This window comes from Ventosimonas gracilis (assembly GCF_001580025.1).
GTDB classification, from domain to species: Bacteria; Pseudomonadota; Gammaproteobacteria; order Pseudomonadales; family Pseudomonadaceae; genus Ventosimonas; species Ventosimonas gracilis.
Genome location: NZ_LSZO01000151.1, coordinates 1 through 9424, shown reverse-complemented (window position 1 = coordinate 9424; position 9424 = coordinate 1). Strand labels below are relative to the sequence as shown.

Genomic DNA, 9424 nt, shown 5'->3' with positions numbered 1-9424 from the left:
TTTTCGAACGTTTGAAGTACCTATTTTTACCAGTCATATCAGGAAGTTATCATGCCATAAAAACATGTTTGCTTCCTAAGACCCTTTGTATTTCAACCGCGATTACCGCAGTGGTTCGGCTGACCGCAAAGAGTGGGGACAAGGTTTTGAACTGGATGCCCGTTCGGGTTACAGCGAAGGCAGGATAGGTTTTGGCATCGATGCCATCGGCTGGTTTGCGCTCAAGCTCGACTCGGGGGCAGGGCGTACCGGGACGGGGCTGTTTCCTCGTCATGATGACGGCCATTCGGCTAATGAATACAGCCGTTTAGGGCTTACCGGCAAAATGAAATGGTCGGCCACCGAGTTGCGCTACGGCAGTCATCTGGCCGACATCCCCCTGCTGGTGGTTTCCAACACTCGCCGCTTGATGCCGCAAAGCTATGAGGGTGTCACGCTGGAGAGCCGCGAATGGGGCGGATTGTCCTTGTCTGGCGGACGGCTGTCCAAGGTGATTGCACGCGATTCGACCGATGCGCAAAAACTGCGCATCAGTGCTCGCAATAGACGCTATCCGGCGGGCATTGAGGCCGATCTGCTGTTTTTTGTCGGTGCCGATTACCGCTTTAACGAGGCGTACAGCGGGCGCTATTGGTATGGCGAACTGGAAGACATCTATCGCCAGCATTTTTTCGGGCTGACTTCCAGACACAAGCTGGGCAACGGCACATTAAAAAGCGACTGGCGGCTGATGGTCAGTCGAGACAGCGGTCAAGGCAAAGCGGGCAGGGTGGATAACCGCGCCTTTAACGCCATGCTCAGCTATACGCTGAAAAGTGGACAGGGTCTGTCGCTGGGCTGGCAGCAGATGAGCGGTGCGACCGGTTTTGCTGGCGTAGCGGGAAGTGCGCCATATCTTCTGAACTTTGTACAAATCAATGATTTTGCCAATGCCGGTGAACGTTCCTGGCAGCTACGTTACGACTATGACTCTGCCGCACTGGGCGTGCCGGGTCTTGCCTTTATGACCCGTTATCTACATGGCGACCACAGCAAAACTGGCATGACCCGCGAGCGCGGCAAAGAGTGGGAGCGCGACATTGATATTCGCTATACGGTGCAGCAGGGTGTACTGAAAAATGTCTGGCTGCACTTTCGCAACGGTATGCTGCGCAGCGATTTGGCAAACGATGACATCAACGAAAACCGCCTCTATATCGGCTACAGCTACCGTTGGTAGTCCTGTAACCGTCTTATTTATCTTCCATGCGGTTAATGGCAAGACAGATACAAACAAAATCTTACGGTTGACACGGCGGCTGCCAAACTCAAACAGCGGTTTTAGCGGAAAACGGGTGCCGTCATACCTTGGTCATAAAGGTTGCCAATAATCCGTTTTGCTTGGCTTGGGTCGCACGGGTTGACTGGTACCGCTTAACCTACTTGTTATTTCTTTTTACGCTAAAAATAAAAATTTAAATTATTTTTAGCGATTAAAAAGAATAAGGTAAGGTTATGCCAACGGTTGTCTGTGTCCGCCAATAAGGGGCACGAAAAACCACAGTCCCAGTTTTATCCGTGGACTTCAGTGCCCAGTTTCGCTGAATGCCTGCAATCAAAACCGTATAGGAGAACTCCTCATGCATCGCTCAATAAAGCCTGCTTTGTCGCTGCAAAGCGTTCGTCCACCCGCGGGTTTCTGCATGACATTGGCGGCAGCTTGGCTGCTGGCAAGTCCGGCGGGATGGGCGGATTTTATCGGCGATAAAAAAATCACCCTAAGCACCACCAATCTCTACTTCAACCGTGATTACCGCAGCGGCCCGGACGACCGCAAGGAGTGGGGGCAGGGTTTTGCGCTGAATGCGCGTTCGGGTTATACCGAAGGCACGGTAGGCGTTGGCATTGATGCCATCGGCTGGTTTGCCGTCAAACTCGATTCCGGGTCTGGGCGCACGCGAACCGGTTTGTTTCCTCGCCATGATGATGGGCATTCGGCGGATGAGTACAGCCGCCTGGGGTTAGTCGGCAAGCTCAAGCTATCGCAAACCGAGCTGCGTTACGGCAGCCATGTAATGGATAACCCGCTGGTGGCCTCCAGCACCAGCCGCTTGATGCCGCAGACCTTTGAGGGTGCAACGCTTGGCAGCCTTGAATGGGCGGACTTGTCGCTGTCCGCCGGACGGCTGTCGAAGGTGATTGGGCGCGACTCGACCAATGCGGAAAAACTGCAACTGTCATCCAGTAACGGGCGCTATCCGGGCGGCATTGAGGCCGATGATTTTTCCTTTGTCGGTGCGGATTACCGCTTTAACGAAAATTACAGCGGGCGCTACTGGTACGGCGAGTTGGATGACATTTACCGTCAGCACTTTTTCGGGCTGACTTCCAGTCATAAGCTGGGTACCGGTACGTTAAAAAGTGACTGGCGATTAACCACCAGTCACGACAGTGGCAAGCACAAAGCAGGCAAGGTCGATAATCGCGCTTTTAACGCCATGCTTAGCTACAAGCTGCAAAACGGCCATGGGCTATCGGCTGGCTGGCAGCAGATGAGCGGCGATACCGCTATGGCCTATATTGCAGGCAGCGACCCGTACCTGATCAACTATGTGCAAATCAGCGATTTTGCCAATGCCGGTGAGCGTTCTTGGCAAGCCCGCTATGACTACGACTTTGCTGCCATCGGCGTACCTGGCCTTACCTTTATGACCCGCTATTTACGGGGCGACCACGCCAAAATTGGCACGACCCGCGAGCGCGGCAAAGAGTGGGAGCGCAATATCGACATTCGTTACACCGTACAACAAGGCGTGCTGAAAAACGCCTACGTGCGTTGGCGTAACGCCGTGTCGCGTACCGACTTGGCGGATGATATGGACGAAAACCGCGTTTATATCGGTTACAGCTACAGTTGGTAGCGTAGCTGCCCCTCGCCCATAAAAATGGGCGAGGGGAGTTGCATCCTGTCTATTGAAAGTACGTGCTTTCCTCCCCTCGCCTGCTTGCGGGAACAGACCCTAAAGCATCGTCAAAAGCTGCCCGCAGTCTTTGGCGAACAGATCGGCAAGCGCAGGCCAAGGGTTCTCTGGCAGGCCGACCAGAATCGCAAGACTGCCCGCCGCTTTGGCGCATTCAAGGTCAAAGCGGTAGTCGCCGACCATCACCAAGTCTTGCGGGCTGACCTGCCACTGCGCGGCCAGATGCAAAAGCCCAGCAGGGTCAGGTTTGGGCGGCAGTTCGTCGCGGCCAATCACATCGGTGGCGGCAAAGCAGCCTGCAAGGCCAATGGCTTGCAGGGATAGCAGCGCCAACTCGCGGCTGTTGCGCGTCAAAATGCCAAGTTGACAGCCGCGCCTTTGTAGTTCGCGGACCAACTCTAGCGCGCCGGGTGTGGTGCGGGCGGCGAGTGCCAGCGTTCGTTCGTGCTCCAGTAGCCATTTGCGTTTGCTGGCGGCCTGGTTTTTGGGCAAGGCGGCCAGATGGTGCAAGATGTCCGCTTCCGGTGGAATGTCGAGCGCCTTGCGGATGGCGGCAAAGTCATGCACGGCACAGGTTAATGTGCCGTCCAGGTCAAATACCCAGTGCCGTGCGTGGCGTAATTGTTCAATAGCCAAGCGATGCCCAATCCTTGCGTTGACGCATTAAGCCTTCTTGCGCGACTTCGGCGACTAAAACACCTTCTTGATTGAAGTATTGCCCACGGGTAAAGCCGCGCCCTTTGCCCGTCCAGGGGCTGTCCATCGCATAGAGCAGCCATTGGTCCAAGCGCGGCGGCTGGTGGAACCACAGCGCGTGGTCGAGGCTGCTGATTTGCAGGCTTTTGTCCCACACGGTGATGCCATGCGGCAGCAGCGCGGTCGCCAGTAGACTGATGTCGGACATCCAGGCGAGCAGCCTTTGGTGCGCGGCAACATCATCCGGCATCGCGCCGCTCGCGCGTATCCAAATGTACTGGCGCGGCTCCGCCGTACCGTCTGGCAGCCATTGATGCGGCACTTGGCGCACTTCTACCGGTGGCTTAAAGGAAAAACGCGCGAGAAAACCTTTCGGTAGCTTGTCGCCGACCGTTTCTTTTAAATAGTCCAGTTGCGAGGGGACGTCCTCAGGTGCCGGTACATCCGGCATCGACTGCTGATGGACATAGCCTTGCTCAGGCTTTTGAAAGGACACACTGGCGAAGAAAATCGGTGCGCCTTCCTGCTGCGAGGCCACTACCCGCCGCGTGCTGAAACTGCCGCCATCACGCACCGGCTCTACCTCATAGAACACCGGCTGCTTGGGGTCGCCCGGGCGCAGAAAGTAACCGTGCATGGAATGCGCCAGTCGCTCGCTATCGACCGTCTGAATGGCCGCCGACAGCGCCTGCCCTAGCGCCTGCCCGCCAAACAGTTGGCGAAAGCCCAAATCCACACTGGCACCGCGAAACTGATGGTCATCAACCGCCTCAAGTGCAAGCAAACTGAGTAATCCCTTTAACATGGCCGACATCACGAAAAATCCTCTTAAATAAGCCGGTGCATTCATAAAAGTACTAATAACCCGCCAGCGCACCCCAATACCGGCAGAAGCGACAAAGTACAGAAGCGGCGGTTGTTTGTATACTTACGCGCTTTATGAATGCCTTGCTTAAGCAAATCCACGCCATCGATGCCCTGCTGCCGCAGACCCAGTGCGGTAAATGCGGCTATGACGGCTGCCTGCCTTACGCAAAAGCGCTGGTAAAAGGTGCGCCGATCAACCAATGCCCGCCCGGTGGGCAGGCGACCGTGCGCCAGTTGGCCGAACTGCTGCAAGTGCCGGAACTGCCGCTGGCACAACCGCAAGCACCGGTGCAGCTTGCCTTTATTCGAGAGGATGAATGTATCGGCTGCACCAAGTGCATTCAGGTTTGTCCAGTTGATGCGATTGTTGGCGCGGCCAAATGGATGCACACGGTCATTGCCGATGAATGCAGCGGCTGCGAACTCTGTCTTGCACCTTGTCCGGTCGATTGTATTGATCTGCTGCCGTTATCTGCCGAACAAGCCAATAGGCAGCGCGGACGGGCGGAGCAATTTCGCAGTCGCTATCTGGCGCGGCAAAGCCGCTTGGAGCAGCAGCAAAATCAACCCGAAAAGGGCAGGGCGGCAGCACCTCTAACAGTCACTCCCTCCGCCGATAGCAAACGGCTAAAAATTGAGGTCAATATGACCCGTACGACGCTGGCAAAGGCTGAAAAACAACTGGCGCGCTACGGTAGTGAGGCTCTGCAAGCCCAAGTCGAACAACTACGCCAAGCGCTATTTAGCGCTGAACGCGCCTTGCAGGACAGCCTTAACCCATGAACGCGGCCAAGCGTTTGGAGATTTTCCGTCGTCTGTGTGAAGACAATCCCAATCCGACCACGGAACTTAACTATCAAACGCCGTTTGAACTGTTAATTGCCGTGATTTTATCGGCGCAGGCAACCGATGTTGGGGTCAACAAAGCCACGCAAAAGCTTTTCCCCATCGCCAATACGCCAGATGCGATGCTCGCTTTGGGCGTTGCCGGGCTTTCTCAATACATCAAAACCATCGGCCTTTATAACAGCAAGGCGAAAAACATTATCGAAACCTGTCGTTTACTCATAGAAAAGCACGCCGGTAGAGTACCCAATACCCGTGAAGCCTTGGAAGCGCTGCCCGGGGTAGGGCGTAAAACCGCCAATGTGGTGCTCAATACCGCTTTCGGGCAGCCGGCGATGGCGGTCGATACCCATATTTTTCGCGTCAGCAACCGCACCGGCCTTGCTCCGGGTAAAAACGTGCTGGAAGTCGAAAAAAACCTGCTGCGCCATGTCCCCAAAGCCTATTTGCAAGGCGCACACCACTGGCTGATTTTGCACGGACGCTATGTTTGCAAAGCGCGCAAACCCCAATGCGGCAGTTGCCGGATTGAGGATTTGTGTGACTTCCCGGATAAACCTAAGGATTAAGGCCGCTGCTTCCCTTGCCTCTCGCGTATCCTCTTGGTTTTTCAGCTTGACGGGCATTTTACAGGCTCTTAGAATATTCACCCCTAAATTGGCAGGGCGTTTGGCTTTGCCATTTATTTTTGTGTCTCGTCTGGCGAGGCTGGTATCAGCTTAAGTATTGCCAAGACCCCACGGAGCAATCGATGGCAACAATCAATCAACTGGTGCGCAAGCCGCGCAAGCGCGTTGTGCAAAAAAGCGACGTGCCGGCGCTGCAAAACTGCCCGCAGCGGCGCGGCGTTTGCACCCGCGTTTATACCACTACCCCGAAGAAGCCGAACTCGGCGCTGCGTAAAGTTTGCCGTGTGCGGCTGACCAATGGCTACGAGGTCACTTCCTATATCGGTGGTGAAGGCCACAACCTGCAAGAACACAGCGTGGTGCTGATTCGAGGCGGTCGTGTAAAAGACTTGCCCGGTGTGCGTTATCACACGGTGCGCGGTTCGCTGGATACCACCGGCGTTAAAGACCGCAAGCAAGCGCGTTCCAAATACGGTGCCAAGCGCCCCAAATAAGCGCTTAAATCTTTTTTAATTTATTAGTTTGAGTCGATAAGAGTAAGGCCGGGCAAAGTTCCGGGCTGACCTGAAGACCCATTGAGGACTTATCCATGCCAAGGCGCCGCGTAGCTGCCAAGCGGGAAATTCTGGCCGACCCGAAATACGGGAGCCAAATTCTCGCCAAGTTTATGAACCACGTAATGGAAAGCGGCAAAAAAGCCGTAGCCGAACGCATCGTTTACGGTGCGCTGGAAACGGTCAAAGCACGCAAAAATGCCGACCCGCTGGAAATCTTCGAAAAAGCGTTGGATGCCATCGCCCCGCTGGTCGAAGTAAAAGCACGTCGCGTCGGCGGTGCGACCTATCAAGTGCCGGTGGAAGTGCGCCCGTCGCGCCGCACCGCGCTTGCCATGCGCTGGCTGGTGGATTTTTCGCGCAAGCGCGGCGAGAAATCCATGGCGCTGCGTCTGGCCGGTGAGCTGCTCGATGCCGCCGAAGGCAAGGGCGCGGCGGTGAAAAAACGTGAAGACGTGCACCGCATGGCCGAAGCCAACAAGGCGTTCTCGCATTATCGTTTCTAAGGAGAGCGTTGCTAAAACGCTTTTCAAATCTTGGCAAGCATTGTTTTTGCAGTGCTTGCCAAAAGCGGCCAAGTCCGCTTCTTACCGAATTATTGATAGGATTTAATCCTGTGGCTCGTACAACCCCCATCAACCGCTACCGCAATATTGGTATCTGCGCCCACGTGGACGCAGGCAAAACCACCACGACCGAGCGGGTTCTTTTTTATACCGGCATCAACCACAAGCTGGGCGAAGTGCACGACGGCGCGGCGACCACCGACTGGATGGTGCAAGAGCAAGAGCGCGGCATCACCATTACCTCGGCAGCGGTCACAACCTTCTGGAAAGGCTCGCGCGGCCAGTACGACGACCATCGCGTCAACGTAATCGATACGCCCGGGCACGTGGACTTCACGATCGAAGTGGAGCGTTCGCTGCGCGTGCTCGATGGCGCGGTCGTGGTGTTCTGCGGCACCTCCGGCGTTGAGCCGCAGTCGGAAACCGTCTGGCGGCAGGCCAACAAATACCAAGTGCCGCGTATCGTCTACGTGAACAAGATGGACCGCCAGGGCGCCAACTTTTTGCGCGTGGTCGAGCAGATCAAAAACCGTTTGGGACATACCCCGGTGCCGGTACAGCTTGCCATTGGCGCGGAAGAAAACTTTGTCGGCCAGGTTGACCTGATAAAAATGAAGGCCATTCTGTGGAATGAAGACGACAAGGGCATGACCTACCGCGAGGAGGAGATCCCCGCCGAGATGCTCGCGCAGGCTGAAGAATACCGCTCGAACATGGTCGAAGCGGCAGCGGAAGCCAACGAAGAGCTGATGAACAAATACCTCGAAGAAGGCGAATTGACTGAAGACGAAATCCGCTTAGGTCTGCGTCTGCGTACGCTGGCAAACGAGATTGTTCCTGCGGTTTGTGGCTCTTCCTTTAAAAACAAAGGTGTGCCTTTAGTGCTCGACGCGGTAATTGATTACCTGCCTGCACCTATTGATATTCCGGCGATTAAAGGCAGTCATCCGGACAACGAAGAGCAACACGATGAGCGTCATGCCGACGACAAAGCGCCGTTCTCGGCGCTGGCGTTCAAAATCGCGACCGACCCGTTTGTCGGTACTTTGACCTTTGTTCGCGTCTATTCCGGCGTACTGTCTTCTGGCGACTCGGTGATTAACTCGGTCAAAGGCAAAAAAGAGCGCGTGGGTCGTATGGTGCAGATGCACGCTAACCAGCGCGAAGAAATCAAAGAAGTGCGCGCCGGTGACATTGCTGCTCTGATTGGCATGAAAGACGTTACCACCGGCGATACGCTTTGCGTGGCTGAGCAGCCGATTGTGCTGGAGCGCATGGACTTCCCCGAGCCGGTGATTTCCGTCGCGGTCGAGCCAAAAACCAAAGCCGACCAGGAAAAAATGGGCATTGCCCTTGGCAAGCTGGCGCAGGAAGACCCTTCGTTCCGCGTCAAAACCGACGAAGAGTCCGGTCAGACCATTATTTCCGGCATGGGCGAGCTGCACCTTGATATCATCGTTGACCGCATGAAGCGCGAGTTCAATGTTGAGGCCAATATCGGCAAGCCGCAGGTCGCCTACCGCGAAACCATCTCCAAAGACGGCATTGAGATTGAAGGCAAGTTTGTTCGCCAGTCCGGCGGGCGCGGCCAGTTCGGCCATTGCTGGATTCGCTTCGCAACGCCCGATGTGGATGAAAAAGGCAATATCACTGAAGGGCTTATCTTTACCAATGAAATCGTCGGCGGCGTGATTCCGAAGGAATATATCCCGGCCATTCAAAAAGGTATTGAAGAGCAGATGAAAAACGGCATCGTCGCCGGATACCCGCTGATTGGTCTGAAAGCGACCGTCTATGACGGCTCCTACCATGATGTGGACTCCAGCGAAATGGCGTTTAAAATCGCCGCCTCGATGGCGACCAAGCAGCTCGCGCAAAAAGGCGGTGGCAAGGTGCTCGAACCCATTATGAAGGTGGAAGTGGTCACGCCTGAAGACTACATGGGCGACGTGATGGGCGACCTCAACCGCCGTCGCGGGCTGATTCAGGGCATGGAAGACTCGGTTTCTGGTAAGGTAATCCGCGCCGAGGTTCCGTTAGGAGAAATGTTCGGCTACGCAACAGACGTGCGCTCCATGTCGCAAGGGCGTGCCAGCTACTCCATGGAATTTTCCAAATACGCCGAAGCGCCGTCGAACATCGTCGAAGCGCTGGTTAAAAAACAAGGTTGATTTGAACTTAAATTAAGCAAGAGGTGCACTACCGTGGCTAAAGAGAAATTTGAACGCAACAAACCGCACATCAACGTGGGCACCATTGGGCACGTTGACCACGGCAAAACCACATTGACCGCTGCGCTGACCAGA

At 55.3% G+C, this 9424-nt stretch carries 10 protein-coding genes; 8 read left to right on the top strand and 2 right to left on the bottom strand.

Features of this window, described 5'->3' with window-relative positions:
* The first annotated feature begins 85 nt into the window (after positions 1-85).
* On the top strand, positions 86-1219 hold the full coding sequence (locus AXE65_RS07075) for an OprD family porin (RefSeq protein ID WP_068390066.1): 1134 nt from the start codon (positions 86-88) through the stop codon (positions 1217-1219).
* Between the two features lie 400 nt (positions 1220-1619).
* Complete coding sequence (locus AXE65_RS07070; RefSeq protein WP_068390063.1) at positions 1620-2900, top strand: OprD family porin; 1281 nt, start codon at positions 1620-1622, stop codon at positions 2898-2900.
* Positions 2901-2999: 99 nt separating this feature from the next.
* On the opposite strand, the gene AXE65_RS07065 is transcribed toward AXE65_RS07070, so the two are convergent.
* Together AXE65_RS07065 and AXE65_RS07060 are read right to left on the bottom strand one after the other, a co-directional pair.
* Positions 3000-3590, bottom strand: coding sequence for an HAD family hydrolase (locus AXE65_RS07065; RefSeq protein WP_068390072.1), 591 nt, complete (start codon positions 3588-3590; stop codon positions 3000-3002).
* Positions 3586-4470: an acyl-CoA thioesterase gene (locus tag AXE65_RS07060; protein ID WP_068390060.1), complete on the bottom strand. Its 885-nt coding sequence runs from the start codon at positions 4468-4470 to the stop codon at positions 3586-3588. The genes AXE65_RS07065 and AXE65_RS07060 overlap by 5 nt, the downstream gene beginning before the upstream one ends.
* A gap of 125 nt (positions 4471-4595) precedes the next feature.
* Here AXE65_RS07060 and AXE65_RS07055 point away from each other — a divergent pair, with 125 nt between their 5' ends.
* From AXE65_RS07055 to AXE65_RS13325, 6 genes are all read left to right on the top strand, one after another.
* Entirely contained in the window at positions 4596-5306 is a 711-nt protein-coding gene (locus tag AXE65_RS07055; RefSeq protein WP_068390057.1) for an RnfABCDGE type electron transport complex subunit B, read from the top strand.
* Positions 5303-5938 (top strand): endonuclease III, encoded by a 636-nt coding sequence (nth, locus tag AXE65_RS07050; protein WP_068390054.1) that lies wholly within the window; start codon positions 5303-5305, stop codon positions 5936-5938. The genes AXE65_RS07055 and nth overlap by 4 nt, the downstream gene beginning before the upstream one ends.
* Before the next feature lie 182 nt (positions 5939-6120).
* Positions 6121-6492, top strand: a complete 372-nt coding sequence (gene rpsL, locus AXE65_RS07045; protein WP_068390051.1) for a 30S ribosomal protein S12 — start codon at positions 6121-6123, stop codon at positions 6490-6492.
* A 95-nt stretch (positions 6493-6587) separates the two neighbouring features.
* Entirely contained in the window at positions 6588-7058 is a 471-nt protein-coding gene (rpsG, locus tag AXE65_RS07040; RefSeq protein ID WP_068390048.1) for a 30S ribosomal protein S7, read from the top strand.
* A 110-nt stretch (positions 7059-7168) separates the two neighbouring features.
* Entirely contained in the window at positions 7169-9289 is a 2121-nt protein-coding gene (fusA, locus tag AXE65_RS07035) for an elongation factor G (protein WP_068390069.1), read from the top strand.
* A gap of 33 nt (positions 9290-9322) precedes the next feature.
* Positions 9323-9424: GTP-binding protein (locus tag AXE65_RS13325; RefSeq protein ID WP_239685046.1), on the top strand; the 102-nt coding region annotated here is incomplete at its 3' end.

Bases quoted from the DNA above. Each gene is read 5' to 3' on its own strand.
- AXE65_RS07070 (WP_068390063.1), top strand. From the start codon at position 1,620: ATGCATCGCTCAATAAAGCCTGCTTTGTCGCTGCAAAGCGTTCGTCCA.
- AXE65_RS07060 (WP_068390060.1), bottom strand. From the start codon at position 4,470: ATGTCGGCCATGTTAAAGGGATTACTCAGTTTGCTTGCACTTGAGGCG.
- AXE65_RS07055 (WP_068390057.1), top strand. From the start codon at position 4,596: ATGAATGCCTTGCTTAAGCAAATCCACGCCATCGATGCCCTGCTGCCG.
- nth (WP_068390054.1), top strand. From the start codon at position 5,303: ATGAACGCGGCCAAGCGTTTGGAGATTTTCCGTCGTCTGTGTGAAGAC.
- rpsL (WP_068390051.1), top strand. From the start codon at position 6,121: ATGGCAACAATCAATCAACTGGTGCGCAAGCCGCGCAAGCGCGTTGTG.
- rpsG (WP_068390048.1), top strand. From the start codon at position 6,588: ATGCCAAGGCGCCGCGTAGCTGCCAAGCGGGAAATTCTGGCCGACCCG.